18 protein-coding genes are annotated in these 25,010 nt (G+C 66.0%); 11 read left to right on the top strand and 7 right to left on the bottom strand.

The features are described from left to right. Positions 1-11: 11 nt before the first annotated feature. Positions 12-218 (top strand): hypothetical protein, encoded by a 207-nt coding sequence (locus WCL10_RS09110; RefSeq protein WP_336895316.1) that lies wholly within the window; start codon positions 12-14, stop codon positions 216-218. Between the two features lie 58 nt (positions 219-276). Here WCL10_RS09110 and WCL10_RS09115 read toward each other — a convergent pair whose 3' ends face one another. Next, positions 277-2,283 carry a lytic transglycosylase domain-containing protein gene (locus WCL10_RS09115; protein ID WP_336895317.1) on the bottom strand — a complete coding sequence of 669 codons (2,007 nt, stop codon included), beginning with the start codon at positions 2,281-2,283 and terminating at the stop codon, positions 277-279. Between the two features lie 123 nt (positions 2,284-2,406). Here WCL10_RS09115 and dapA point away from each other — a divergent pair, with 123 nt between their 5' ends. Beyond that, the gene (gene dapA / locus WCL10_RS09120) at positions 2,407-3,288 is read left to right on the top strand and encodes a 4-hydroxy-tetrahydrodipicolinate synthase (RefSeq protein ID WP_336895318.1); all 882 of its coding nucleotides are present in this window, start codon (positions 2,407-2,409) and stop codon (positions 3,286-3,288) included. A 19-nt stretch (positions 3,289-3,307) separates the two neighbouring features. Then, on the top strand, positions 3,308-4,495 hold the full coding sequence (locus WCL10_RS09125) for an NAD(P)/FAD-dependent oxidoreductase (RefSeq protein ID WP_336895319.1): 1,188 nt from the start codon (positions 3,308-3,310) through the stop codon (positions 4,493-4,495). 9 nt (positions 4,496-4,504) lie between these two features. Here the strand turns inward: WCL10_RS09125 and WCL10_RS09130 are convergent, their stop codons facing one another. The 4 genes from WCL10_RS09130 to WCL10_RS09145 form a co-directional block, all read right to left on the bottom strand. Next, positions 4,505-5,836: an aldehyde dehydrogenase family protein gene (locus WCL10_RS09130; protein ID WP_336895320.1), complete on the bottom strand. Its 1,332-nt coding sequence runs from the start codon at positions 5,834-5,836 to the stop codon at positions 4,505-4,507. A gap of 181 nt (positions 5,837-6,017) precedes the next feature. After that, a complete protein-coding gene (locus WCL10_RS09135) occupies positions 6,018-8,081 on the bottom strand; it encodes a M13 family metallopeptidase (RefSeq protein ID WP_336895321.1) in 2,064 nt (687 codons plus the stop codon). A 333-nt stretch (positions 8,082-8,414) separates the two neighbouring features. After that, complete coding sequence (locus WCL10_RS09140; RefSeq protein ID WP_336895322.1) at positions 8,415-9,197, bottom strand: 3-hydroxybutyrate dehydrogenase; 783 nt, start codon at positions 9,195-9,197, stop codon at positions 8,415-8,417. A 25-nt stretch (positions 9,198-9,222) separates the two neighbouring features. After that, on the bottom strand, positions 9,223-10,350 hold the full coding sequence (locus WCL10_RS09145) for a patatin-like phospholipase family protein (RefSeq protein ID WP_336895323.1): 1,128 nt from the start codon (positions 10,348-10,350) through the stop codon (positions 9,223-9,225). Positions 10,351-10,530: 180 nt separating this feature from the next. Between WCL10_RS09145 and smpB the strand changes: the two genes are divergently transcribed. The 3 genes from smpB to WCL10_RS09160 are packed head-to-tail and all read left to right on the top strand — an operon-like array spanning position 10,531 to position 14,094. Further along, on the top strand, positions 10,531-11,013 hold the full coding sequence (gene smpB / locus WCL10_RS09150) for an SsrA-binding protein SmpB (RefSeq protein WP_147158277.1): 483 nt from the start codon (positions 10,531-10,533) through the stop codon (positions 11,011-11,013). Between the two features lie 46 nt (positions 11,014-11,059). After that, positions 11,060-11,614, top strand: a complete 555-nt coding sequence (locus WCL10_RS09155) for a DUF2062 domain-containing protein (protein WP_336895324.1) — start codon at positions 11,060-11,062, stop codon at positions 11,612-11,614. Then, positions 11,611-14,094 carry a response regulator gene (locus WCL10_RS09160; RefSeq protein WP_336895325.1) on the top strand — a complete coding sequence of 828 codons (2,484 nt, stop codon included), beginning with the start codon at positions 11,611-11,613 and terminating at the stop codon, positions 14,092-14,094. Before WCL10_RS09155 ends, WCL10_RS09160 begins: the two co-directional genes overlap by 4 nt. A gap of 6 nt (positions 14,095-14,100) precedes the next feature. On the opposite strand, the gene WCL10_RS09165 is transcribed toward WCL10_RS09160, so the two are convergent. Beyond that, a complete protein-coding gene (locus WCL10_RS09165) occupies positions 14,101-15,090 on the bottom strand; it encodes an MBL fold metallo-hydrolase (RefSeq protein WP_336895326.1) in 990 nt (329 codons plus the stop codon). Between the two features lie 333 nt (positions 15,091-15,423). On the opposite strand from WCL10_RS09165, the gene recA reads away from it, so the two are divergent. From recA to alaS, 4 genes are all read left to right on the top strand, one after another. Beyond that, on the top strand, positions 15,424-16,494 hold the full coding sequence (recA, locus tag WCL10_RS09170) for a recombinase RecA (RefSeq protein WP_336895327.1): 1,071 nt from the start codon (positions 15,424-15,426) through the stop codon (positions 16,492-16,494). Positions 16,495-16,782: 288 nt separating this feature from the next. After that, positions 16,783-17,409, top strand: coding sequence for a glutathione S-transferase (locus tag WCL10_RS09175; protein WP_336895328.1), 627 nt, complete (start codon positions 16,783-16,785; stop codon positions 17,407-17,409). A 50-nt stretch (positions 17,410-17,459) separates the two neighbouring features. Then, entirely contained in the window at positions 17,460-18,284 is an 825-nt protein-coding gene (locus tag WCL10_RS09180) for a methyltransferase domain-containing protein (RefSeq protein ID WP_336895329.1), read from the top strand. A gap of 82 nt (positions 18,285-18,366) precedes the next feature. After that, a complete protein-coding gene (alaS, locus tag WCL10_RS09185; RefSeq protein ID WP_336895330.1) occupies positions 18,367-21,012 on the top strand; it encodes an alanine--tRNA ligase in 2,646 nt (881 codons plus the stop codon). Here alaS and WCL10_RS09190 read toward each other — a convergent pair. Next, positions 21,009-22,775, bottom strand: a complete 1,767-nt coding sequence (locus WCL10_RS09190) for a cation:proton antiporter (RefSeq protein ID WP_336895331.1) — start codon at positions 22,773-22,775, stop codon at positions 21,009-21,011. The two genes, alaS and WCL10_RS09190, sit on opposite strands and share 4 nt — an antisense overlap. A gap of 113 nt (positions 22,776-22,888) precedes the next feature. Between WCL10_RS09190 and WCL10_RS09195 the strand changes: the two genes are divergently transcribed. Continuing rightward, positions 22,889-24,928: a S9 family peptidase gene (locus WCL10_RS09195; protein ID WP_336895332.1), complete on the top strand. Its 2,040-nt coding sequence runs from the start codon at positions 22,889-22,891 to the stop codon at positions 24,926-24,928. Positions 24,929-25,010: the final 82 nt, after the last annotated feature.

Consider the following 25,010-nt stretch of genomic DNA (forward strand, 5'->3'; position numbering starts at 1 on the left):
ACGAGGATATCATGTCCAAGACCATTGCGCTGACGCTGACCGAAGAAGAACTCGAAATCCTCGTGGATGCGCTTGAGGCCGACCTTGAGGGCTATATCGAGGCGGCCAAGGAAGCACGCGGCAACAATGCGCGTGAGGATGTCGAGACGTTCAAGGAAGCTGCGGTCAACATCCAGAAGCTGATGACCCGTTTGCAGGCGATGCTGCCGGACGCCTGAGGCGCCCCCCTCCCGCTTGCGGGAGGGGTTAGGGGCGGGCCCGGCGCAGCCAGGCAAATCAGCCCGGCGTTTGCTTGCCCAGGAAGTGGCTGAGCGGATTGGCGCCGTTGTAGCTGGCCTTGTCCGGATACATCGCCTCATAAACCACTGCGTTTTCGAGCACGCGCTGGACGTAGTTGCGCGTTTCGGAGAGCGGGATGCGCTCGATCCAGTCGATCCAGTCGACCGCCCCGCTGCGCGGATCGCCGTTGGCGCGCAGCCACTTGTTCACATTTCCGGCACCCGCATTGTAGGCGGCGACGGCGAGCGGGTAGCTGCCGCCATAGTAACCGAGCAGCCGCTGGAAATAGGCGCCGCCGACCTGGAGATTGAAACCGGCATCCTCGATCAGCGCGCTGGAGGAATAGGCAAGGCCTAGCTTGCCCGCCTGTTCGCCCGCCGTCGCCGGCATCAGCTGCATCAGGCCGCGCGCTCCGGCATGGCTTACGGCATTCTGCGCGAACTGGCTTTCCTGGCGGGCGATGGCGTGGATCATGGTCCAGGCGTGCTCGTAACCCTGCGGTACCGAAATCAGCGGGAAGGCGATGTGCTGGAAATCGAGATAGCCGCGTGCCGCTGCCGCCTGCCCGACAATGACGCCAAGATCGCGGCGACCGAGATCGCGCGCGAGATCGGCGACGAGCACGTGCTGGCTCTTGCTTTGCTGCTGGTCGCTGATTTCGCGGAAGAAGCGCACGGTAGTGCGCCAGTCGGCATCGCGCGCCGCCTCGCGCACCGCCTGGGTGAGGAGGGAGGCGTTGAACCGGGCGCGCTCTTCCGCCGTTGGCTGGACATCGGCCTCGGCGGCGAATCGCGGGACCGGGCGGCCGAGCCGCTCCAATGCAAGGAGGCCATAGAACTGGTCGCCATAGGCGGCGGCCATTTCGAAATAGCGCTGCGCCTCTTTCGCCTGTCCGCCCTGCGCGGCGGCAAGGCCGGCCCAGTAGAAGCCTTTTGAACGCGTGCCGGGCGTGCGCGCGGCCGAGCCATAGCGCCAGAACAGCGGCGCGGCATCGGCGCCGTTGCCCAGCTGGCGCAGCGACTGGTTGCCGCCGAGCCACATCAGCGAAGTGTAATCGTCGCGCAGGCCGTAGGCCATCTGGCTGACGTCTTCGCCCGCTGCGAAAGCATCGTCGATCCCGGCGGCTATGCGATAGGCGGTCCGCGCGTCGCCCGCAGCAGCGGCGGCACGTGCATTGGCAAGGAGTTCATCTACCCACCTGTCGCGCAGCAGCGGCGCGCGGGCGAGCAGCGGGCGGTTGGCGATCAGTGCCTGCGCCGCCGCGCCATTGCCTTGCCGGCGCAGCTGGCGCGCACGGACGTAGACAAAGCCGGGATCGGTATTGAGCACTTCGCCGCTGGTGCCATCCGCAGCGGCATAGGGATCGAGGCCGAGGAGCGCGGAGAGGCGCGCGGCGAACAGGCCCCGGCGCGCGGGGCTGACGCGGGCGGTCTGGCGCGCGGCGGGGGAAGGATTGCCCGCCCAGAGCAGCGCGTCCATCCGCGCGTCCTCGTCGTCTGGCGTGAACGTGCTGCCCCAAGCGGCGAGTATGGCTGCTTCGGCCGCCTCGCTCATGGGGCCGCCGCGCCAGGCAACGCGGGCCTGCGCATCGGCGTCCGGCCGGCCGATGGCTTTGAGCGCGAGGGCATACTGCGCGCGCGCCGGGTTGGTTAGCGGGGGGACGCGGTCGAAATAAGCGGCGACGCTGCTTGCCTCCGCCGATTCGCGATCGAGCGCGGTTTCGGCGGAGCGGCGCAGCTTCTCCTCTTCGGGGAAACCGCGATAGCTCAGGATGAAGCTGGCATAGTCACCAAACGCGTAACGATCCGAACTGTTGAGCATCTGCCAGCGGCTGATCGCCTGTGCCATCGGGCCCTGGCTTTGCGCGATAAGGCGCGCGCGCGCGGCATCCCAGGCGTTGGCGCCCGCTTCGGTATCGTTGGCGTGGCAAGCCGCCGGCGCCGCGAGCAAAGGCAGCAAGGCAGCGCTCAGCAGCAGCTTTCGACATAGCTTTCTGGCGCCCATGCTCATCTCCATGCTGGACATTCCGGGTTTCGTCTTCCTATCAGGCGCGTGTTACCGCAGCGTTCCGGCAGGGATCGGCGCGCCGCGTGGTTGCCATGTGGCGCAAATCGAAGGGCAAAGTCCATGTTTTCCGGCTCCATTCCGGCTCTGGTGACACCTTTTCGCGGCGGCGTGTTCGATGAGAAGGCGTTTCGCCGGCTGGTAGACTGGCAGATCGAGAACGGGTCCTCGGCGCTGGTGCCCTGCGGCACGACGGGTGAGGCCTCGACGCTCTCGAACGCCGAGCACCACCGCGTGATCGAAGTCTGCGTCGAGCAGGCGGCAGGGCGCGTGCCGGTGATTGCGGGTTGCGGCAGCAACGACACGATGAACGCGCACCTTCACATGACCTTCTCGCGCAAGAGCGGCGCCAAGGCCGCGCTCTGCGTCGCGCCTTATTACAACCGTCCGAGCCAGGCGGGGCTGCTCGCGCATTTCGGCTATCTCGCCGAACATAACGAGCTGCCGATCATCCTCTACAACGTGCCCGGCCGCACTGTGACCGATATTCTGCCCGAAACGGTGTGCGAACTGGCGCGCCGCTATCCGGACAGGATCGTCGGGATCAAGGACGCGAGCGGCGATCTCAGCCGTGTGACCGACCACCGCATGGGCATCGGCAAGTCGTTCTGCCAGCTTTCAGGCGACGACGAACTGGCGCTGCCGGCCAATGCAGCGGGCGCAGTGGGGTGCATTTCCGTCACCGCCAACGTCGCCCCGCGCCTGTGCGCCGATTTCCAGGCCGCTTGCGCCGCGAACGATTTCGAAAAGGCGCGCGAGCTCAACGACAAGCTCTACCCGCTGCACTACGCGATGTTCGAGGACGCCTCCCCGGGCCCGGTCAAGTATGCGCTGAGCCGCGTGCACGACTGGCTGACCGAAGAATTGCGCCTCCCGCTGGTGCCCTGCAGCGACAAGGCGCGGGCCGAAGTGGACGCGGCGCTCAAGCACGCGGGGCTGATCTAGCCTAGGCGGGGCCAGACCCGTGCGGCCGCTGTCCATCGCCATCGCAGGATGCGGACCATGCGGGCTGGCGGCGGCGCTGCTGCTGGAACGACAGGGCCACAGCGTCACCCTGTTCGAGCGTTTCGCCGAACCCCAGCCGATCGGGTCCGGATTGATGATCCAGCCCACCGGCCTTGCAGTTCTGCGCAAGCTGGGCCTTGCCGATGCGGTACTGGCGCTGGGCGCGCGGGTTGACCGGCTGCATGGTACTGCGGGCGGACGCACCGTTCTGGATGTGCCCTATGCGGCGCTTGGTCGCCCCGAACGGTTCGGTATTGGCATTCATCGCTCGAGCCTGTTTTCCCTGCTTTACAAGCAAGTGCAGGCGCGGCCGATCGCGCTCCACACCGGCAAGGCGGTCACCGGCAGTTCGCTTGCGGGGGAGCAGCGCCATCTCCTGTTTGGTAACGGCACGCGCAGCGACGGTTTCGATCTGGTGGTCGATGCGCTGGGTACCTGGTCCCCGCTGGTGGACCAGCCGCACCGGCCCCTCGGTTTCGGAGCGCTCTGGGCGACGCTCGAATGGCCGCAGGATGGGCCCTTTGCGCCCGCTGTGCTGGCGCAGCGATATGAGCGCGCCAGCAAGATGGTGGGGGTTCTGCCGACCGGCACCGGGGAGGGCACCGGCCGCCAGCTCGCATTCTTCTGGTCGCTGCGCGGCGACCGGTTTGATGCTTGGCAGCGCGGGGGGCTCGGTCCCTGGAAGCTGGAGGTCGAGCGGCTCTGGCCGGAGACGGCTGTGCTGCTCGCACAGATTTCCGACCCCGCGCAGCTGACCTTTGCCCGCTATGCGCACCGGACGGTCAAGGTGCCAGCCGCGAAGCGCATGATCCATCTTGGCGACGCCTGGCATTGTGCCAGCCCCCAGCTTGGGCAGGGCGCCAACATGGCCTTGCTTGATGCCTTCGCCTTGTCGGTGGCGCTGGAGCAGTCCCATACAGTTGACGAAGCTCTGGCGAGGGCAGTCAGCCTGCGCAGGCATCACGTACTTGTTTATCAGGCGCTTACGTGGTTTTTCACTCCGGTTTATCAGTCAGACAGCCGCGTCATCCCGTTCTTTCGCGACCGGTTGGTTGCACCGTTGTCGCGGATCCCGGCGTTGACGAAGCTCCAGGCGGCGATGGTCTCGGGGCTTGTCGGACGCCCGCTCGCCGCCCTTGGTCTATAGACCCCCCGCTCACATATGCCGATAGATCGCCCGCTCGTGGCTGAAGGCCTTGAACCCGAAGTAGCCGTGATAGCTGCCCGAACCGCTGGCGTTCACGCCGCCGAAGGGCAGGTGGTTTTCAAGGTAGTGCGAGAACACGCCGTTGATCGTCATGCCGCCCGATGAGGTGCGGCTGATCACCTTCTCGATATTCGCCTCGTCGTCCGAGTAGACATAGAGCGCCAGCGGCTTGTCGCGCGCGGCGATGTAGTCGATCGCCTGATCGATCGTCTCGTAGTTCATCACCGGCAACACAGGCGCGAAGATTTCCTCCTGCAGGATCTTCATCTGCGGGGTGACGCCCGTCAGCAGGGTGGGGTGGATGGTGAGGTCGCTCTCGTCCATCGTGCCGCCGACGGCCACAGTCGCGCCCTGGGCCACGGCATCATCGAACAACGCCTTCACGCGGTTGAAGTTCGCCTGATTGACGATCTGGGCGATGCTTTCCTTCTTGATCGCCCCGGTCTCGTCATAGAGGTTCTTCGTGACATTGGTCTTGAAGCCTTCGACCAGCTGGGCTTGTTGTTCCTCGCGCACGAAGACGTAGTCCGGGCTGATGCAGGCCTGCCCGCCGTTGAACTGCTTGGCCCCGGCAAGCTGCGCCGCGACCTTGTCGATATCCGCGCCCGAATCGAGAATGACGGGCGACTTGCCGCCGAGTTCGAGCGTCACGCTGGCGAGGTGCTTAGCGGCGGCAGCCATGACGATCTTGCCGACGCGGGTGCTGCCGGTGAAGAAGATATGGCTGAACGGCAGCTCGAGCAGCGCGGTGGCGACGCTGACATCGCCTTCGACGAGCGCGACTTCGCTTTCATCGAACGCTTCGGCGATGATCTTGGCGGCGACCTTGGCGGTGGCGGGGCAGAGGTCGGTGAGCTTCACGATGGCTGTGTTACCCGCCGCGACGGCAGCGGCCAGCGGCCCGAGCGCGAGGCCGAGCGGGAAGTTCCACGGCCCGAGGATCAGGCAGACCCCGCGCGCTTCATAACGGATCTGCGCGCGGTCGGCGGGGTTGAGCGAGGGGGTGACTTCGGTGGGCGCCATCCACGCATCGAGATTGTCGATATTGCGCTGGATATTCGCGGTGACGTTCAGCACTTCGGTGACGCGGATCTCACCCTCGGGCTTGCGCGTATCTTCGAGCACGGCAGCGACGATGGCATCGGCATGGGCCTCGACTGCGGCCTTCAGCCCCGCCAGCTTGGCCTTGCGCACTTCTGCGCTGGAGGCCTTCACGTTCCACTGGTTCGCCTGCTGGTGCTCGAAAATGCGGAGGAGGTCGGCTGCGGTCGGGTTGGTCATGGTTGGGCTTGCCTGCACTTGCTTGTGGCCGGAGCGGCCGGGTTTGGATTCCCGGATGCTGTAACCCAGCCGTGCGGTCAATGTAAGGTGACCTAACGGATCGCTCTGTGCAACTTTGTGGCGGGATGTGGGTTTGGGGCGGGTGGGGGCTATCGGGGTGGCACTGGCGCGACGGCCATTCCTACCAGAGCTTTACACGCTGCTCCGGCGACAAGAACAACATCTGCCCCGGTTGCACTCCAAACGCTTTATACCACGAATCGAGGTTGCGAACGGTCAGCGCGCGATACTGGCTCGGCGCATGGGCATTGCTGATGATCTGGCGCCGCTCGGCCGCCTCGCGGGTTTTACTGCGCCAGGATTGGGCAAAGGCAAGAAAAAAGCGCTGGTCGCCGGTAAGTCCGGCGATAACCGGCAACTCTCGGCCGCCCAGCGACTCGCGATATGCATCCCAGGCGGCTGCCAGCCCGGCCACATCGGCGCCGTTCTCGCCCAGCTCTAGCTTGCCGTTGAGGTGGAGGTCCGGATAGGGCGCATAGGCGTTGTACTGCTCGACGAGCGCTTGGCTCTGGCCGTTGTAGTGGGCAAGATCGCTCGGCGTCCACCAGTTGCGAAGGATGCCTTTGGCGTCGACCATGGCGCCGCTTGAGTCGAAACTATGGCTCACCTCGTGGCCGATGATCGCGCCGATCGCGCCGTAATTGTAGGCTGCATCGGCCGCGGCGTCGAACGAAGGCGGCTGCAGGATGCCGGCGGGCAAGTTGATCGCGTTCTGCACAGGCAAATTCACTGCGTTGAACACTTGCGGCACCATCCACCACTCGGCCGGATCCTGCGGCTTGCCCAGCTTTGCTAGCTGGCGCAAGGTTTGCCCGCGGACCGCCGCCATTCGGTTTGCATAGGCGGTGCCAGGCGCCGTTCGCACCATTGCATAGCTCGGCCAGCGGTTCGGGTATCCCACTGTCACCGTTGTCGTCTCAAGCTTGGCGAGAGCCTGTCTCTTCGTGGCCGGCGCCATCCAGTCGAGCGCCTCGATCCGCTTGGCAAACGCGCGCTTGATGTGGACCGCCATGTCCTCGATCAGCGCCTTGGACGAGGCCGGAAAGTACTTCGCCACGTAGATATGTCCAAAGGCGAACCCAAGATCGGTGTTGATCGCGCCGATCGCACGCTTCTCGCGGGGGCGCTGCTCGGTTACGCCGGAGAGCTGGGTGCCATAAAAAGCGAAGTGCAGAGCATCGAACTTGCCAGGCAGAACATCCGTCTGGGCGTTGATGCGGTGGAAAACGAGCCAGTCCTTCCAGGCCTGCAACGGCTCGGAGGCCACCAGCGCGGCGAGTCCGGTTATCGCGGCGGGGCTGTAGGCATCGAACACTTTCTGGCGCGGCATCCGCGCTGCGGCAAAATAGGCGTTCCAGTCGATCCCGGGCGCCTTCTTCGCGAAATCGGCGCGGGTCCACAGGGTGCCACCAGTGGTGAAATCAGCGGTATCGGCCTTGGGCAGGTGCGCCTTGGCGATTTTCGTTTCCAGCGCGAAGATCCGCTCGGCCCGCGCCTCGGGCTGGTCAATTCCGGCGGCGGCGAGCAACTGGCCGATGTAGACCTTGTAGGCAGCGCGCTGAGCGACAAGCTTGGCATTGTCGGAAAGGTAGTACTCGCGATCGGGCAGGCCGAGACCACCCTGGAACACATATGGCACAACCTGGTTGCTCTTCAGCGCCTTGGTGATGAACAGCCCGAACAGGTTCTCGGTGGCCATGTCGTTGTTGTCGTTGAACAGGTCGAGGTCGCTCTCGGTCTGCTCGCCTAGCACGACAATCAGCGCCGACTTCGACTTGATCGCGGCATAGCGTGCGAAATCGCCCTGCAACGGCGCCAGGCCGGCGGCGTCGATCTTGGCCGTATCCAGATAGGCCTGATAGTAGGCGCGGATCTTGCTCGCCTCGCTGCCCGGTGTTTGCGGTGCGGCCATCAGATCGGCGATCAGCGCTTGTTGCCGGCGCTCGGTTTCAAGCGAGGCATCATAGCTGGCGCCAATGCTGGTCCGGTCGGCGGGGATTTCGGCGCTCTTTTGCCAAGCTCCATTGGCATAGTCGTAGAACGCATCGCCTGGAATGACCGACGAGTCCATCTTGGCCAGATCCAGGCCCGGGTTGCCGGTACCCGCGGGTTCTGCGGCGGCCAGTGCAACTGCGCAAGTGCCGATGAGCAAGGCGATCGCTAGGGCGAAATGCGGTCTGAGCATGGCCTGTCCTTCCGAAAAGTCGAACGCAGAGCACACTCCGCGCGGCAGTGGATGTGCCGTGGTATAGCGGCTGCCGAAGCTCGATCAAACGCATGCTTGGCATCGGCGAGCGATTAAACGCGAGGCCGCCAGCCGCCTGCGACGTCCATGTGTCCTGCCGGCATCAGCCTCGACAGTCGGGCTCTGGAAATGAAGGACCTTCGAGTTTCCCGGATGGATTGACCGCCTTGTCTAAGGGTCCGACGTTCGCGTCCTGCGGCAGTCGGCAAAGTTTCCGCGAACCGCTATCATCTCAAAGTTCCTCAATGGCGGTCAATCATTGAGCGCATCCCGTTAGCTCATCGACCACCCATGGCTCGCCACCAGCGACTGCCCCGTCAGCGCGTTGCTCGGGAACGCCGCAAAGAACAGCGCCAGCTCAGCGATATCCTCCACGGTGGTGAACTCGCCATCGACCGTCTGACCGAGCATGACCTTTTTCACGACCTCGTCCTCGCTGATGCCCAATTCCTTGGCCTGTTCGGGGATCTGCTTGTCCACCAGCGGCGTACGCACGAAGCCGGGGCAGATCACGTTGGTGCGCACGCCCTTGGGGCCGCCTTCCTTGGCGATCGTGCGGCACAGGCCAAGGAGGCCGTGCTTGGCGGTGACGTAGGCGCTTTTCAGGGGGCTCGCTTCCTTCGAATGGACCGAGCCCATGAACAGGATCGCGCCCGAGCCCTGCTTGTACATATGCGGGATCACCGCCTTGCTGGTGAGGAACGCGCCGTCGAGGTGGATCGCGAGCATCTTCTTCCAGTCGGCAAAGGCGAAAGCTTTGATGGGGTTTACGATCTGGATGCCCGCGTTGGAAACCAGCACATCGACCGTGCCCCACGCCGCGACAACGGCGGCAACGCCCGCGTTCACCTGATCCTCGCTGGTCACGTCCATCGCGACGGCCATCGCTGCGCCCGCGTGTTCGGCATTGATCGCGTCGGCAGCAGCCTGCGCAGCTTCGAACTTCAGGTCGGCGATGGCGACTTTGGCGCCGGTGGCGGCATAGCGGTGGGCAATGGCAAGGCCGATGCCGCTGGCGGCGCCGGTGACGATGGCGATCTTGTTGGCGAGGTCCATGGGGGGGAGGCTCCTTGTTTGTAGCTCAGGCGAGATCGAGGGTAACGATCCCGCAATCGGGTAGGTTCCGCTGCTTCCAGCGCGGGCTGGCGAAAGAGCGTTCAACATCGCGGCGGCCGCTGGCCCAGTGGTCATTGATGGTCGCACGCGAAAATTCGTAGTCCTTGCCCTGCGATTCGTAGTCCTCACCCCGGTTGATGAGGTGGAGGATGGTCACGGGCGAATCGCTGGCCTCGCCGAGCAGGGCGACGAGATCGGGATCGTCCTTCAGGCTATCGGGCAGCCGTTCGGCAAGGCGCGTCGCGGCGCTCGCCATAGCCTCGAGCCGCTTCTGCATATCGGTGCCGAGCCGGGTGCGGCTGGAAAAGCGGATGTCCTTCTCGCGCTGGACCGCTTCGGCCACAGAACGCGGCATCATCCCGCGCGCGCTGAACAGATCGACCTGAAACACCAGCAGCGGCGTATCGCCCACGCGTTCATCCAGCACATATTGCAGCGGGGTGTTGGAGACGATGCCGCCGTCCCAATAGGGCTCGCCATCGATCATCACCGCCGGAAAGCCCGGCGGGAGCGCGCCGCTTGCCATGATGTGTTCCGGCCCGATCAGGCGTTCGCGATTGTCGAAATAAGTGAAGTTGCCCGAGAGCACGTTCACCGCACCAACACTGAAGCGCATGGGGCCGGAGTTGAGCAAGTCGAAGTCGACAAGCTCCAGCAGGGTCTCACGCAAGGGTGCGGTGTCATAAAGGCTGGTAGCTTCGGGCGTGCCGGGCAGGGCGAGCCACGGCGGGGTGACTCGCGGCGTGAAGAAGCCGGGAATGCCGGTGAGTGCGACAATCCCCGCAGCAGTTTCGTTGAAGATCCGGCGGCCCCAGCCATCAGCAAACGGCGCGGGGAAGGGCACGCGCGAGGAAGCGCGGTCCCAGAAGGTGCGCAGGGCCATGAGGCGCTGTTCGGGCGGATTGCCGGCGATCAGTGCGGCGTTGACGGCGCCAATCGAAATGCCGGCCACCCATGCGGGCTCATGGTTTGCAGCCGCCAGCGCTTCGAACACACCGGCCTGATAGGCACCGAGCGCTCCCCCGCCCTGGAGCACAAGCACATTGGCCTCGCCTGTGGCTGCTGGGGTGGGAGGGGTCTGCTTGCCGGCCATGCCGCTCGATCCTTTGCGGCGCCAAGATGACGCCCTGATTGCGCCCTCGGCGCGGTGTCCCCCCGCGCCTCTTTGTGCACCGCAGCGAGCGCTTGGCAAGGGCGGATCGGCGCAGGGGCCCCTTTCATTCGCGGGGCCTCCCTTTTCTTTCAGCCATGAGGGGCCTACATGGCCAAGACCATGGCCCGTCCCACCCCGCCCGCATTCGACAAGAAGAAGATCGTCGCCGAAAACCGCCGCGCGCGCTTCGAGTATTTCATCGAGGACGTCTACGAGGCAGGCATCGCGCTGACGGGCACCGAGGTGAAATCGCTGCGCTTCGGCGAAGGCTCGATCGCGGAGAGCTATGCCGAAGTGAAGGACGGCGAGGTCTGGCTGGTCAATTCCAACGTGCCCGAATTCAGCCACGGCAACCGCTACAACCACGAGCCCAAGCGCCCGCGCAAGCTGCTGCTGAAAGAGCGCGAGATCGCCCGCTTCCACGGCGCGGTGGAGCGCAAGGGCATGACGCTCGTGCCACTTTCGGTCTATTTCAACGGCCGCGGCCGCGCCAAGGTCGAACTCGCGCTCGCCAAGGGCAAGAACAACGCCGACAAGCGCGCGACAATCAAGGACCGCGACTGGCAGCGTGACAAGGCGCGCATCATGCGCGAACATGGCTGATGGAGCAGGTGGGAGCCTTCGAGCCGGAGGACATGGCAGCGGCATGATGGCGCGAATTTCAGGGCTGCTACAGCGCATGGTGCCAACGCGCGAGGCGCTGCTCAAGAGCCGCTTCGTCCGCCCGTTGGCCGCCCGCCCCGAACTGTGGCGATACAACCGCCGCTCGGTGCCGCGCGGGATTGCTGTAGGCCTCTTCGTGGGCATCTTCGCGATGATCCCGGGCGTCCAGATCGTTGGCGCGGCGCTGCTATGCGTGCCCTTTCGCGGCAATGTGCCGCTGGCGGCGGGCGCGACCTTGCTGTCCAATCCGGCGACGACACCGTTTATCCTGCTCGCCGCACTGTGGCTGGGCAGCTTCCTTGGCCTCGATGCCGACCTTGCAACCTTTCAGTCGCTGATCGACCGGGGGGCGGGCCTTGGCGAGTGGGCCACATGGCTCCTGTCGTCTGCGGCGCCCGCGATGGTGCTGGGGCTGCTGGCAATTTCGGTGGTGTCGGCGGTGGTCGGCTATGTCGCTGCGGTGGTGCTGTGGCGCTGGTGGACGGCGCGTCGGCGCCGCACACGCCTTTCCCGGGCGGCTGAGGCGCAGCGCCTGGCATGAGCGATTTCGCCGCCTCAACCCAGGCCGAGACCGACCCCGGAACACGCTGGCGCGAATGGCTGCTGGTGGCGGGGGGTGTTGCGGCGAGCGCGATGGTGCTGTGGCTTGCGCTGGGCCAGCCCGTCGCGGCGGCGGCCTATGCTTTCGGCGTGGCCTGCCTTGCCGCCGCACTGACCTTCGCACTGCGCCGCCAGGGGACGAGCGAGCCCGCCGAGTTTGCCGCGCCCGACTGGTCGGTAACTCATGCCGCGATCGATCGGGGCGAGGAGGCGACTGCGATCATCGACCGCGCTGGACGGCTTGCCTGCGCCAATGCTCGTTTCGTCGAATGCTTCGGCACCGCCGCGGCGCCGCCCCGGCTGGGGCTTGATGGCGCTGCGAACGAGGCGGTGGAGGGCGCTGCCCGCGCTGCATGGCGCGACGGGCATGCGGCGCTCGAGCCGGTCATGGCCGGGGGGCGTGAATGGCGGCTCGAGATCGACCGCGCCGGGCGCGGCCAGGATTTCCTGATCTGGCGTTTTGCCCCGGTGGTGCGCCGCGATCCGCTGACCGATGTCGTCGACCACATCCGTGGCAAAGTGGGCAAGGCTTTGGCGCGCGAGGGCATCCAGGCGGTAGCGGTCGCCCCTGATGGGCGCATCCACGCCGCCAACGCACTGTTTGCCGCCCGCGCCACGGGCGATGCCGAGGCTGATGTCGACGGCAGCGACTTTGTCGGCTATTTCAGCGCCGACGAGCAAGAGCGCATCTTCTATGGGCGCGAGGGCACGCGGGGGCCTTCGGTGCGCATGCTGCATGTGCCGGTCGCCGATCCCGAGGAAGTCGCGACAAGTTCGGCTGCGGCCGATCCGGCGCAGACCGCCTCGCTGTTTTTCCTGATCGACAATCAGGGCGGCGTGGGCGATTCGCGCACCGGCCTGCCGCAGATCGAGGCGCTGCTCGCGCGCCTGCCGCTTGGTCTTGCCATGACTGACCGCGACGGGCGTTTCCTGTTTGCCAACAAGGCCTTCCTTCGCGCCGCCGGGCACGACGAGACCGGGCCGCCGCCCTACCCCTCTGATCTCGTGATCCGCGAGGACAAGGGCGCGCTTGCCGATGCGGTGCGCCGCTTTGCGCAAGGCGCCAGCGGGGCGGGCGATGTCGCGGTGCGGCTGCGCACTGCGCCCGAGGATCCGGTTTCGCTCAGCCTTGCGGGTGTGCGCGGGCTGGGCGAGGGCGCGGTGATCCTGAGCCTCAAGGATTCGTCCGAGGAAACCCGCTTGAAACGCGAAATCGCGCAGGCGACCAAGATGCAGGCGGTGGGCCAGCTGGCGGGCGGGGTGGCGCACGATTTCAACAACGTGCTGACCGCCATCATCGGCTACTGCGATCTCATGCTGATGCGCCACACACCGGGCGACAGCGACTACGACGATATCCAGCAGATTCGCGCCAATTCGAACCGCGCCGCGAGCCTGACGCGCCAGCTTCTGGCCTTCTCGCGCCAGCAAACCCTGCGCCCCGAAGTGCTGCAACTGCCCGATGTCGTGGCCGAGGTCTCGACCTTGCTCAAGCGCCTCCTGGGCGAGAAGATCCAGCTCGAGGTGACGCATGACCGGGGCCTCGGGCTTGTCCGCGCCGACCCGGTGCAGCTGGAGCAGGTCTTGCTCAACCTTGCCGTCAACGCGCGCGATGCGATGACCGGCAACGGTGCGCCGGGCGGCATTCCGCCGAGCAAGTCGGGCGGGGTGCTGCGGCTCAAGACCAAACGCGTGACCGCGGCCGACGTGCGCGCGATGAAGAGCGAGATTCTGCCGATCGGCGATTATACCGCGCTGATTGTCGAGGACTCGGGCCACGGCATCAGTCCTTCGCAGATCGGCAAGATTTTCGAACCGTTCTTCACCACCAAGGAGAAGGGCAAGGGCACCGGCCTCGGGCTTTCGACGGTCTACGGCATCGTCAAGCAATCGGGCGGGTTCATCTTTGCCGAGAGCGAAGTGGGCAAGGGCACGCGCTTTTCGATCTATTTTCCGGTGCATGTGCCTGATCCGGCCGAAGCGGCAGAGGCGGCGGCGGCCATCGCGGCGGCCCGCGTGCCCGCGCGGCGCAAGCAGTGGTCCGGCGGCGGGCGCGTGCTGCTGGTGGAGGACGAGGACACCGTGCGCGCGGTGGCCGAGCGGGCGCTGGTGCGTCAGGGCTATGAAGTGACCACCGCGGCTGACGGCGAGGAAGGGCTCGAGGCGCTGGGCCGCGCGATCGGGGCGGGCGGCGAATTCGATCTCGTCGTCTCGGACGTTGTCATGCCAAGCATGGATGGCCCCGCCATGGTGCGCGAGATCCGGGGGATCCGGCCCGAACTCCCGGTGCTGTTCATGTCGGGCTATGCCGAGGAGCAGCTGCGGCGCGAGATCGATATTCCGGGCATGTATTTCCTCGCCAAGCCCTTCAGCGTCGCGCAGATCTGCACTGCGGTCGAGGATGTGCTGAAGGCGCGGTAAGCCGGATCAGGGGGCGGTATCGAAGGCAGGCGCCGGCTGGTCCTTCCACGCCTTGGCGACCACTGCGAGATTGTTGGCATGGGCCTCGCGGTAGGCCCACCACAGGCTGACATCGCCGCGCGCGATCGCATCGCCCACGAAGTTTTCAAGCGGCTGCTTCTGGAAATCGGCATCCTTGGCATGCTCGACAAGGCGGCGGATATAGGCGCGCGTCGTATCGATCAGGCCAAGGCTGTAGCCGCCCTTGGCGATGACAGCGGGATTGCCGTGGTTGGGCAGGATCCTGGTGAAGCCCCACTGCCGCATCGCGCCCAGCGCCGCGTATTGCTGCGGGATCGATTGCGGCTCGGCCACGAAGGTCGCGGTGTCTTCCAGCGTGTCTCCGGCCAGCAGGATCTTGTCGTCCGGCAGTTCGATGACGAGGCCATCGGCCGAATGGATCGCGACGGGATGCAGCACGACGCGCACCTTGCCGATCATCATCACGGTATCCGCGGTGATGCCGAGATCGGGCAGGGCAAGCGGCTTGATCACCGGCGGGCCTTCTTCGGTCCCGGCCTCGATTGCCTCGCGCTTGGCGGAAAGCTTGGCGCGCGTCGCCTCGGTCGCGATGCGCAGGCTGTCCGCATAGACCGCGTTCCCCCCGATGTGATCGAGATGCCAGTGGCTGGTGACGAGGACAAACCGGCGCACGCCCGCCTTGGCGAGCCAATCGCGCACCCACTGTGCGGAGGCCGTATCGGTGAAGCTGTCATAGACAAGCGCGGTGTCGCCGTCGCGGATCGCGTAAGTCGCGACACCGACGAAGATCGCGCCGAGGTCGGGCCACTGCTTGGGGCCGGGCTTGACCGAAGCCTCGTCGGGCCGGCCCTGATAGAATGCGGTGAGGTGGTCGTTGATCGGCAACGCGCGCACGGTGCGGTCTTGCGCGTAAGCGGCGCCCGGAGCGAGGAGGAGAGCCAGTGCGGCAAGCGCCGGGGGCAGCTGGGGCTTCATCACGGACTCCTTGGCGCGGGGCGCCTTTTGTGCGGTGCAGCAGGGCTACGAAGCGGCTGCGGGGCTGTCAATCGTGCCGGACGGGGCGGGTGCGATGGCAGGCGAGATACGTTCGTCCCCGGAAAAATGGTTCGGGACTGGTGGCATTTTCAGGCAAGCGGCGTACCGGGGCGGTGTGAGGCTGGAAAAAAGCCCTTTATTTCTGATGTTTGATGCAACTTCTCACCAATTTGGCCGGAAATATTGTTCCCCCCTTGTTCCATAAGAACAAACTGGGTACAAGGCTGGTGTTGACGGTTCGGGTCAGCCATTACTAGCAAGGGGAAACAAGCCATGGCGGCGCAGTTGAAGCTTATCCAGGAAGGCAAAGACAAGGACATGGACCGTCAGAAAGCGCTCGATGCAGCGCTCGCGCAGATCGACAAGGCGTTCGGCAAGGGCTCGGCAATGCGGCTGGGCTCGAAGGAGACGATGCAGGTCGAGGCAATTTCCACCGGCTCGCTCGGGCTCGATATCGCGCTTGGTGTCGGCGGACTGCCGCGCGGCCGGGTGATCGAGGTCTATGGGCCTGAAAGCTCGGGCAAGACCACGCTTGCGCTCCACGTGATCGCCGAGGCGCAGAAGGGCGGCGGCACCGCGGCCTTTGTGGACGCAGAGCACGCGCTCGATCCGGTCTATGCCAAGAAGCTGGGCGTCAACATCGACGAGTTGATCGTCTCGCAGCCCGATACGGGTGAGCAGGCGCTGGAGATTGTCGATACCCTGGTGCGTTCGAACGCGATCGACGTGCTGGTGGTCGATTCGGTCGCCGCGCTGGTCCCCCGCGCCGAGATCGAGGGCGAGATGGGTGACAGCCACGTTGGCCTCCAGGCACGCCTCATGTCGCAGAGCTTGCGCAAGCTGACCGGTTCGATCAGCCGCTCGCGCTGCATGGTGATCTTCATCAACCAGCTGCGCATGAAGATCGGTGTGATGTACGGCAACCCGGAGACGACGACGGGCGGCAACGCGCTCAAGTTCTACGCCTCGGTCCGCCTCGACATCCGCCGCACCGGCCAGATCAAGGACCGCGACGAGATCGTGGGCAACACCACCCGCGTCAAGGTCGTGAAGAACAAGGTGGCGCCGCCGTTCAAGCAGGTCGAATTCGACATCATGTACGGCGAGGGCATTTCGAAGATCGGCGAGATCCTCGATCTCGGCGTCAAGGCAGGCGTGGTCGAAAAGTCGGGCGCGTGGTTCAGCTACGATTCGATCCGGATCGGCCAGGGCCGCGAGAACGCCAAGAACTACCTGCGCGAAAATCGTGAACTCTGCGACAAGTTGGAAGCCGCGATCCGCGGCCAGACCGACAAGGTCGCCGAAGGGCTGATGGTGGGTCCGGACGCGGACGACGACATCTGATCCTTCAGGCGGCGCGGTAACCCCCACCTCGTCGTCAGTCCAAAGACCGGCGCGCTCCCCGGACGGAGCGCGCCGGTTTTGGTTTGCCGGGGCGGGCGGAGTACTCCGAACCCACGCCGGATGTTCAGCACCAGCTTTGAGCCTATCCGCGTGCCAGGGTCTGGCCGATGCTCCGGGAGGCAAAGGTGCTCTGACCGGAACCATCCCGATTTGGCTTCGCAGACGCTTTCCTGCTTGCGCGAAAGGCCCTAGCTTGGCCTCAAACAAGACCAGCGGGAAGGAAGCCACATGTCGATCGTTCTGCACCACCTCAACAACAGCCGCTCGCAGCGCATTCTCTGGCTGCTCGAGGAACTTGGCGTCCCCTACGAACTGCGGCTCCACCAGCGCGATGCGGTCACCAACCTCGCGCCGCCTGAATTGAAGGCGATCCACCCGCTGGGCAAATCGCCGCTGCTCGAGGTCGATGGCCGGGTGATCGAGGAATCCGGCGCGATCGTGCAGTATCTGTGCGAGGTGCATGGTGGCGGCAAATGGCTCCCCGAGGCCGGCTCCGACGACGCGCTGCGCCACAACGAACTGATGCATTTCGCAGAAGGCTCGGCGATGACGCCGATCCTGCTCAACCTCTACGTCTCGCGCCTCGGCGAGGCGGGCGCGCCGCTGCACGATCGGATCAACGAGCAGCTTGCCGCGCATTTCGGCTACCTCGAGCAGATTATGCGCCCATCGGGGCACTTCATCGGCGATGATTGGACCGGTTCAGACGTCATGCTCAGCTTCCCCGCCGAAGTGGTGGTGATGCAGGGCATGGGTGCGGCCTACCCGAAGCTCGCCGCCTTCGTCGCGGCGATCCATGCGCGGCCGGCGTGGCAGACGGCGCTGGCCAAGGGCGGACCTTACTTCGGCAACTGAGGGCGCATTAGCGCTTGCCGGGTAAGGCTGCGGGGCATAGCCTGCGACGCATGACAAGCGCACAAGAATGGCAGGGCAGGGTCGGCCAGAACTGGGCGACCGAATGGGAGCGGACCGACCGCAGCTTTGCGGCGCTTACTCCCCACCTCCTCACTGCCATCGCAGCGGAATCGGGCGAACGTCTGCTGGACATCGGCTGCGGCGCGGGCGAGCTTTCCATTGCGCTGGCCACCGCGCGGCCCGATGCGCAAGTGACCGGCGTCGATATCTCCGCGGAGCTCGTCGAGGCCGCACGCAGCCGCACCGATGGGCTGGCCAACTTGGCGTTTTCCGTCGCCGATGCCTCCAGCTGGCAGGCAGATGGCGCGGCGCCCGACCTCTATGTCTCACGCCATGGCGTGATGTTCTTCAGCAATCCGCCTGCGGCCTTCGCGCATCTTTCCGCCGTAGCGGCGCCGAGCGCGCGTATGGTGTTCTCGTGTTTCCGTGCGCCGTCCGAAAATCTCTGGGCGGCGGAGATTGCCCGGCTCCTGCCGCCGAGCCAGCCTGCGCCTCCGGTTGATTTTCCTCCCGGACCCTTCGCTTTTGCCGATCCTGACCACGTGCGCGGCTGCCTGAGGGGCTGGCGCGATGTCACCTTCCAGCCGCTCGACTTTGCCTATGTCGCGGGATCCGGAGTCAATCCGGTGGCCGATGCGCTGTCGTTCTTCAGCCGGATCGGCCCGGCGGCAGCGGCTGTCCGTACCTTGCCCGACAAGGCACGTGCCGCTTTCGAGCGGGGGCTGCTCGAACTCGTCCAGTCGCGCCACGTCGGCGGGCGGGTCTGCTTTCCGGCGGCGGCCTGGCTGGTAAGCGCGACCGCAGACAACACCTGACTGGCGGCTTCATGGGGACAAGCGGGCGGCAAGGGCCGAAACGTGCTTGTTCCGGGCCGAGGCCTCGCCTAATCGGCTTTTCATGACCTCGACGAACGAAATCCGCCGGTCCTTTCTCGACTACTTCGGCGCCGCCGGGCACGAGATCGTGCCTTCCGCGCCGCTGGTGCCGTATAACGACCCGACGCTCATGTTCACCAATGCGGGCATGGTCCCGTTCAAGAACGTGTTCACAGGGCTCGAAACGCGGGCCACCAAGCGCGCGACATCTTCGCAGAAGTGCGTGCGGGCGGGCGGCAAGCACAACGATCTCGACAACGTGGGCTACACCGCGCGCCACCACACGTTCTTCGAGATGCTCGGCAATTTCTCGTTCGGCGATTACTTCAAGGAACAGGCGATCACCCATGCCTGGACCCTGCTGACGCGCGAGTGGGGGCTGCCCAAGGACAAGCTGCTGGTCACGGTCTATCACACCGACGACGAGGCGTTCGGCCTTTGGCAGAAGATCGCCGGCCTGAGCGATGACCGGATCATCCGCATTCCGACTTCCGACAACTTCTGGTCGATGGGCGATACCGGCCCGTGCGGGCCGTGCTCGGAAATCTTCTACGATCACGGCGCGCATATCTTCGGCGGCCCGCCGGGATCGCCGGACGAGGACGGCGACCGCTTCATCGAAATCTGGAACCTGGTGTTCATGCAGTTCGAGCAGGCCGCCGACGGCAGCCGCACGAACCTGCCGAGCCCGAGCATCGACACCGGCATGGGGCTGGAGCGCATCGCCGCCGTGCTGCAGGGCGAGCACGACAACTATGACACCGATACCTTCCGCGCGCTGATCGCGGCGTCGGAGAGCCTGACCGGCACCAAGGCCGAGGGCGAGAGCCGCGCGAGCCACCGCGTGATTGCGGACCATTTGCGCTCGTCGAGCTTCCTGCTGGCGGACGGTGTGCTGCCGAGCAACGAAGGGCGCGGCTATGTGCTGCGGCGGATCATGCGCCGTGCGATGCGCCATGCGCATCTGCTGGGCGCGAAGGAGCCCCTGATGCACCGGCTGGTGGGCTCGCTCGTCACCGAAATGGGGCAGGCGTTCCCGGAGCTTGGCCGGGCGCAGCCGCTGGTCGAAGAAACCCTGCTGCGCGAGGAAGTGCAGTTCCGCCGCACACTCGCCAACGGCCTACGCCTGCTTGACGAAGAAGCCGGCGATCTGGGCGAGGGCGACAGCCTGCCTGGTGAGACCGCGTTCAAGCTCTATGACACCTTCGGTTTCCCCTATGATTTGACCGAGGACGCGCTCAGGGCGCGCGGTATTTCGGTGGACCGCGCCGGGTTCGAGGCGGCGATGGCGCAGCAGAAGGCAGCGGCGCGCGCGGCGTGGAAGGGCTCTGGCCAGACTGCCGACAGCGAAGTGTGGTTCGACATTGCCGAGCGCGAAGGCGCGACCGAGTTCACCGGCTATACCGCCAATGTGGGCGAGGGCGTGGTTGTCGCGCTGGTAAAGGACGGCAAGGAATTGGCCGAGGCCCGTGCGGGCGAGGCAGTCACCGTGCTGACCAACCAGACGCCGTTCTACGGCGAAAGCGGCGGCCAGATGGGCGATGCCGGGACGATAACGACCATCGAGGGCCTCCGCATTGCGGTGAGCGATACGGCCAAGCCCTTGGGGCGGCTGCATGCGCATGTGGGCACGGTCGAGGCCGGGTCGGTCAAGGTCGGCGATGCCGTGGTGCTGGCGATCGACGTTGCGCGGCGCGATGCCACGCGCGCGAACCATTCGGCGACACACTTGCTGCACCAGGCGTTGCGCAACCGGCTGGGCGCGCATGTGACGCAGAAGGGCTCGATGGTTTCGGCTGACCGGCTGCGCTTCGATTTTTCGCAGCCGACCGCGCTCTCGCCTGAGGACATCGCGGCGATCGAGGCCGAAGTGAACGCCGAAATCCGCGCCAATGCGCCGGTAACGACACGGCTGATGACACCCGAGGACGCGATTGCGGCGGGTGCGATGGCGCTGTTCGGCGAGAAGTACGGCGATGAAGTACGTGTGCTGAGCATGGGTACCGGGAAAGACGCGCCTTATTCGGTCGAGCTGTGCGGAGGCACCCATGTGCGCGCCCTGGGTGATATCGGCGTGCTGCGGATCGTGGGCGAAGGCGCGGTTTCCTCGGGCGTGCGGCGCATTGAGGCGCTGACGGGCGAGGGCGCGCGTGCGTGGCTCGTCGGCCGCGAGGAAGCGCTGAAGCGCGCGGCGGGCCTCTTGCGCACGACGCCGGATGATGTGGAAGCGCGGGTCGGCGCGCTGCTCGACGAGCGGCGCAAGCTTGAGCGTGAACTGGCCGAGGCGAAGAAGGCGCTGGCGCTTGGCGGCGGCGGGGCCAAGGCCGAAGGCGCGGACGAGAAGGTCGGCGATGTGACTTTCTCCGGCCAGGTGCTCGAAGGGCTCGACCCCAAGGAGCTGCGCGGGCTTCTGGATCAGGCGAAGGCGCGGATGGGTTCGGGCGTGGCGGTCATCGTTGCGGTCAACGAAGGCAAGGCGAGCATTGCTGCGGCGGTGACCGAGGATCTTGCCGGAAAGGTCAGCGCGGTCGATCTGGTGCGGGCAGGCGTCGAGGCGCTGGGCGGCAAGGGCGGCGGCGGCCGGCCAGACATGGCGCAGGGCGGCGGTCCGGACGGCGCCAAGGCGGCGGAGGCGATTGCGGCGGCGAAGGCGGTTCTCGCGGGTTAGCGATCGCGCAGTCCCGCTGCCTTCAGGCGCGGCTTCTCCTCAAGCCCCCCTTCTCGCATGATTGTCTCGCGCAGTTCGTCGCGCATTTCGTGGATCGAGGCGATGACGGGGCCCATGGCAACCCCCATGTCGACAAGCACGGCTTCGGAGAGCTGGAGCGAGCTTTCGAGCGTTTCGGGCACCGCGTCGCTGGCGCCGGCGCGGTAGAGTTCGGCGGCGTGGGCGGTGTCGCGCGCGCGCACGATGATGGGAAGGTCGGGGTGCGCGGCGCGGATGCGGCGCACGGTGCGGCTGACGAGGACTGGCTCGTCCATCGTGACGATGACGGCGCGGGCGCGGGCGAGGTGGATCTTCTCGAGCAGCGCGGCGTTGGCGACATTGCCGTAAAGCACCGGCTGCCCGGCGGCGCGCGCCTCGGCGACAAGCGCAGGATCGGCATCAAGCGCGAGCCAGGGCACATCGTGGCGGGCCAGCATGGCGCCGACGAGGCGGCCGACGCGTCCATAACCGAAGACGAGCGCCTGGCCTTCGGCATCGGCGGGAAGCTCCTGCACGGGGCTATCCTGCGGGCGGTCGATGCGGCGGGCGAGGCGGCGACCGGCCATGGCGAGCAGCGGTGTGAGCGTGAGGCCAAGCGCGGTGACGATTTGCCAGAACTGCGCGGTTTCATGCCCGACGAGCCCGGCAGCAGCCGCGGCGGCGAGGACGATCAGCGTGGTCTCGGACGGTGAGGCGAGAAGCAGGCCAGCCTCTGCCGCCATGCCCCGGCTCGCGCCGCCAAGGCGAAGCAGCAGCGCGGTGACCACGGCTTTCGCGGCGAGAACCGCGGCTACACCCAGCGCGATGGCGCCAAGCTGGCGCCAGATTTCGGTGACATCGATACCCATGCCGACGGTGATGAGGAACACACCGAGCGCAAGGCCCTTGAACGGGGCGGTGAGCGCCTCGACTTCGCGCGAGTAGTCGGTTTCGGCGATGAGCAGGCCGGCGAGCAGCGCGCCCATGATCGGGGACAGGCCGACGCCTGCGGTCGCGAGGGCGGCGGCGATGACGACAAGGAGGCTGAAAGCGAGGAACAGCTCCGGGCTCTTGGTGCGCGCGGCGCTGGCGAAAAGGCGCGGCAGGAGAAAGCGGCCAAGCGTGAGCATGACAAGCACGACCAGCCCGCCGCTCCACAGCGTCTCGATCAGGCGCGCGCTGCTGGTCCCGCCTGGGCCGAAGGCGCCGAGCACGAAGATGATGGGGACGAGCGCGATATCCTCGAGCAGGAGCATGGCGAGCGCCTTGCGCCCGACGGGGCTCCGCGTGCCCGCAATGGGCAGGACAAGCGCGGTGGAGGAGAGCGCGAGCGCGATGCCGAGACCGGCGGCGGCGGGGGTTTCTTGCCCCATCGCCAGAAGCACGAGGACAAGAAGCGCGGCGGAGAGTGCCAGTTTGGCGGCGCCGAGGCCGAAGACCTGCGTGCGCATCTCCCAAAGGCGGGCGAACGAGAGTTCCAGGCCGATTTCGAAGAGCAGCAGGATCACGCCGAGTTCGGCAAAAGGGCCGATCGCTTCGGGGCGGGTTATCGTGACGTAGTAGAGCGCGGGGACCTGGCTGACGAGGCGGCCGAGGCCGAAGGGGCCGACGAGGACGCCGACGAGGATAAAGCCTATGACCGGCGTGATCCGGGCGCGGGCGAAGGCGGGGATGATCACGCCCGCCGCGCCCAGGACCACCAGCGCGTCGCTCATCGTGGTGTTGAATTCGAGATGGCCTGCCATGCCGGCATCCTAACCCACCGTGCGCGGTTGTCATGGCTTTAGGTGCTGATTGCCGTGGCCGGGCAGGCCGGTTAGGCTCCCTAATTGTCCGGGATTCAAAGGGGGAGCGAGCGATGGCGACGAGGACTTGGCGCAAGGGTCTGGGGTTCGGGGTGGCTGCAGGCGCGCTGCTGACCGGATTGCCGCTGGCGGCGGCCGAAGGCGCAGCGGCGCCGGCGCGGCATCCGATCACCATCGACGACATCCAGGCCATGCGATCGCTTTCTGGCCTGACTTGCGCGCCGGACGGCCGGCAGGCGGTCTATGTGTTGAACGAGGCCGATACCAAGGCCGACAAGCGGCGCAAGGCGCTGTGGCTGGTTGATCTGGCGGTGGCCAAGGGCGGCGCCGCGCCGCTGCAGCTTACAAGTAGCGAGGATAGTGCGAGCGCGCCCGCTTTCAGCCCCGATGGCCGAACGATCGCGTTCCTGTCCAAGCGGGGCAAGGACAAGCAGGCGCAGATCTGGCTGCTCGACCGGCGCGGGGGCGAGGCGCAGAAGCTTACCGACGTGAAGGGCTCGATTGCGGATTTCCGCTGGTCGCCCGATTCGAAAACGTTGTTGCTGACGATTACCGATCCCGCGATCGAGCCGCCCAAGGATGACCCGGAGCGGCCGCTGCCGGTGGTGGTCGATGATATGAAGTTCAAGGAGGACGGGACGGGATTCCTCACGGCCACGGACCATGCGCATCTCGCGCAGTTTGACGTGGCGACGAAGACCGAGGCGCGGCTGACGGCTTCGGATTCGTTTGATGCGGGCGCTGCAGAATGGTCACCTGATGGCAAGACCATCGCCTATCTGGCCAATCACGCGCTTGATCCGGTGGCACCCGCGACCCAGTGGCTGACCGTAGTGGAAGCGAAAGCGGGCTCGGCACCGCGCGTAGTGGCCAAGCTGCCAAGTGCCTCGGGGCAGGCGCTGATCTGGTCAGCCGATGGCACGAAGATCACGCATCTGGTGGGCAATGAGCCCAAGCTCAACCAGTACAACCAGCCGCATCTGGCCGAGACCGTGGTGGCGAGCGGGCAAACGAGGACGGTGACCTCGACGGCGGACACTTATGTGCAGCGGCTGGTTGATCTGGGCGGCGGGCGCATCGGGGCGGTACTCGCCGAGGACCGGCACGAGATCGCGGCGGTGATCGATCCGGCTTCGGGTGCGATCCAGCGGCTGGGCGATGGCAAGTTGGCCGTTGCCGATCAGTGCGGCGCCAAGGACCCCAAGGCGCCGCGGGCGGTGATCGCCAGCGGCGATGATGTGATGCCCGAAGTCTATGCGCTGGAAGGCGGCGCGATGCGCGCTTTGACCTCGCACAACCGGACGCTTAATGCAGGCATTGCCTGGTCGCCGGTGCGCGATTTTGCTGCAAAGACAAGCGACGGCAGCGAGGTTCACGGGCTGCTCACGCTTCCTGCGGGCTATGTGCAGGGCCAGCGCTATCCCACGGTGCTGTGGATCCATGGCGGGCCGACTGCGCAGGATTCGCATGAAATTGATACGATCCGCCAGTGGATCGCGGCGCAAGGCTATGCCGTGCTTGCGGTCAACTATCGCGGCAGTTCGGGGCGCGGCGATGCCTATGGCACCTCGATTGCGGCCGACTGGGGCAACAAGGAAGTGATCGACCTGCATGCCGCGACGGACTGGGCGGTGGCGCAGGGCATTGCCGATCCGGCCCGGCTTGCCGTGGGCGGCTGGAGCTATGGCGGCATCCTTACCGATTTCCTGATCGTGCGCGACAACCGCTTCAAGGCCGGTTTCAGCGGGGCGGGTGAGGGGAATATCTTCGCGCTGTTCGGCGTGGACCAGTATGTCCAGCAGTATTCGCAGGAGCTGGGTGGGCCATGGCAGGACACCGCGCTTTGGTTGCGGCTTTCCGAGCCGCTGCTCCATGCCGACCGGATCAAGACGCCGACGCTGTTCATGGGCGGGATCGCGGATGACAACGTACCGCTGATCGGAGGACAGCAGCTCTATCAGGCGCTCAAGCTCACCGGCGTGCCGACACGGCTGGTGGGCTATCCCGACGAGAACCACGGCATCGCGCGGCCCAGCTTCCAGCGCGACCGGCTGGAGCGCATCGTGGATTGGTACAAGCGCTACCTGAAGTAGGGGCTGGCGGGGCATCTGCGGGCCGGGGTTCGCGGCCGGAGAGCGCTAAATCGGGGAATAGCCCCCATGCGGGACTCGTATT

Source organism: Novosphingobium sp., from assembly GCF_037133355.1.
Lineage (GTDB): Bacteria > Pseudomonadota > Alphaproteobacteria > Sphingomonadales > Sphingomonadaceae > Novosphingobium.

Bases quoted from the DNA above. Each gene is read 5' to 3' on its own strand.
- WCL10_RS09110 (WP_336895316.1), top strand. From the start codon at position 12: ATGTCCAAGACCATTGCGCTGACGCTGACCGAAGAAGAACTCGAAATC.
- WCL10_RS09115 (WP_336895317.1), bottom strand. From the start codon at position 2,283: ATGGGCGCCAGAAAGCTATGTCGAAAGCTGCTGCTGAGCGCTGCCTTG.
- dapA (WP_336895318.1), top strand. From the start codon at position 2,407: ATGTTTTCCGGCTCCATTCCGGCTCTGGTGACACCTTTTCGCGGCGGC.
- WCL10_RS09130 (WP_336895320.1), bottom strand. From the start codon at position 5,836: ATGACCAACCCGACCGCAGCCGACCTCCTCCGCATTTTCGAGCACCAG.
- WCL10_RS09135 (WP_336895321.1), bottom strand. From the start codon at position 8,081: ATGCTCAGACCGCATTTCGCCCTAGCGATCGCCTTGCTCATCGGCACT.
- WCL10_RS09140 (WP_336895322.1), bottom strand. From the start codon at position 9,197: ATGGACCTCGCCAACAAGATCGCCATCGTCACCGGCGCCGCCAGCGGC.
- WCL10_RS09145 (WP_336895323.1), bottom strand. From the start codon at position 10,350: ATGGCCGGCAAGCAGACCCCTCCCACCCCAGCAGCCACAGGCGAGGCC.
- smpB (WP_147158277.1), top strand. From the start codon at position 10,531: ATGGCCCGTCCCACCCCGCCCGCATTCGACAAGAAGAAGATCGTCGCC.
- WCL10_RS09155 (WP_336895324.1), top strand. From the start codon at position 11,060: ATGGCGCGAATTTCAGGGCTGCTACAGCGCATGGTGCCAACGCGCGAG.
- WCL10_RS09160 (WP_336895325.1), top strand. From the start codon at position 11,611: ATGAGCGATTTCGCCGCCTCAACCCAGGCCGAGACCGACCCCGGAACA.
- WCL10_RS09165 (WP_336895326.1), bottom strand. From the start codon at position 15,090: ATGAAGCCCCAGCTGCCCCCGGCGCTTGCCGCACTGGCTCTCCTCCTC.
- recA (WP_336895327.1), top strand. From the start codon at position 15,424: ATGGCGGCGCAGTTGAAGCTTATCCAGGAAGGCAAAGACAAGGACATG.
- WCL10_RS09175 (WP_336895328.1), top strand. From the start codon at position 16,783: ATGTCGATCGTTCTGCACCACCTCAACAACAGCCGCTCGCAGCGCATT.
- WCL10_RS09180 (WP_336895329.1), top strand. From the start codon at position 17,460: ATGACAAGCGCACAAGAATGGCAGGGCAGGGTCGGCCAGAACTGGGCG.
- alaS (WP_336895330.1), top strand. From the start codon at position 18,367: ATGACCTCGACGAACGAAATCCGCCGGTCCTTTCTCGACTACTTCGGC.
- WCL10_RS09190 (WP_336895331.1), bottom strand. From the start codon at position 22,775: ATGGCAGGCCATCTCGAATTCAACACCACGATGAGCGACGCGCTGGTG.
- WCL10_RS09195 (WP_336895332.1), top strand. From the start codon at position 22,889: ATGGCGACGAGGACTTGGCGCAAGGGTCTGGGGTTCGGGGTGGCTGCA.